The 1,364-nt window shown below is 68.5% G+C and carries 2 pseudogenes; both read right to left on the bottom strand.

Annotated elements, in window-relative coordinates:
• A pseudogene (locus ACLJPY_RS50105) lies at positions 1-139 on the bottom strand (2-oxoacid:ferredoxin oxidoreductase subunit beta); the annotation flags it as partial.
• Positions 136-1,364 (bottom strand): annotated as a pseudogene (locus ACLJPY_RS50100) (2-oxoglutarate ferredoxin oxidoreductase subunit alpha); the annotation flags it as partial. The pseudogenes ACLJPY_RS50105 and ACLJPY_RS50100, both read right to left, overlap by 4 nt.

Genomic DNA, 1,364 nt, shown 5'->3' with positions numbered 1-1,364 from the left:
GCACGACGTAGTCGCCGCAGCCGGGGCACCAGCGGACTTCCTGATCCGACTTGTAGTCCTTGGCCTTCTGCGGCTCGTCGGTGGTCGGCACGAGGTCCAGGCCACCGAGGTTGGGTATCCCCAGATCTATCGCGGTCATTTCGCCGCCTCCGTCGTGACGCTGGTGATGATGTCCGAGAACAGGTTCTGCAGCTCTTCGGCCTTGAACGCCATCCCGGCGACCTTGGTGTGGGAGTGGACGTCGACCAGGTACTTCGCCCGCAGCAGCAACGCCAGCTGCCCCAGGTTCATCTCCGGCACCACGACCTTGTCGTAGCTGCCCAGGATGTCCCCCAGGTTGCCCGGCAGCGGGTTGAGGTGCCGCAGATGCGCCTGCGCGATCGGCAACCCCAGCTTGCGGACCCGCCGGCACGCCGCCCCGATCGGCCCGAACGACGAGCCCCAGCCCAACGCCAAGACGCGCGCTTTGCCGCCGGAGGGGTCGTCGACGACGAGGTCGGGGACGTCGATGCCGTCGATCTTGGCTTGCCGGAGCCGGACCATCGTGTCGTGGTTGGCCGGGTCGTAGGAAATGTGCCCGGTCTTGTCGGCCTTCTCCAACCCCCCGATCCGGTGCTGCAACCCCGGCGTGCCCGGCACCGCCCACGCCCGAGCGAGGGTTTCGGGGTCGCGGACATACGGCCAGAACTCGCCGGAGCCGTTGTCGGCGTTCGGCTCGGTCGCGAACTGCACCCGCAGATCCGGCAGTGTTTCGACGTCCGGGATCAGCCACGGCTCCGACCCGTTCGCGATCGCCCCGTCCGAGAGCAGCAGCACCGGCGTGCGGTACTTCAACGCGATCCGGGTCGCCTCGACCGCCGCGTCGAAACAGTCCGCCGGGGACAGCGGCGCGATGATCGGGACCGGCGATTCGCCGTTGCGGCCGAACATCGCCTGCAACAGGTCGGCCTGCTCGGTCTTGGTCGGCAGACCCGTCGACGGGCCACCACGCTGGACGTCGATCACCACCAGCGGCAGCTCCACCATCACCCCCAGCCCGACCGCTTCGGACTTCAGCGCCACACCCGGCCCCGAGGTCGAGGTGACACCGAGCGCGCCGCCGTAGGAGGCACCGAGGGCGGCGCCGATCCCGGCGATCTCGTCCTCGGCCTGGAAGGTGATGATCCCGAAATGCTTGTGCTTGGACAGCTCGTGCAGGATGTCCGACGCCGGCGTGATCGGATACGTCCCCAGCAGAATCTGCAGACCCGAGCGCTGCCCGGCGGCGACGATGCCGTAAGCCAGGGCGGTGTTGCCGGTGATCTGCCGGTAGGTGCCCTGGGTCAGCTTCGCCGGCGCGACCTGGAACGTCGTCGCGAACGACT

It is taken from the genome of Amycolatopsis sp. lyj-23, from assembly GCF_046549135.1.
In the GTDB taxonomy this organism is placed as follows: Bacteria; Actinomycetota; Actinomycetes; order Mycobacteriales; family Pseudonocardiaceae; genus Amycolatopsis.
Note: the sequence above shows the minus strand (reverse complement) of the source record. Positions and strands in the feature narration are given on the sequence as shown.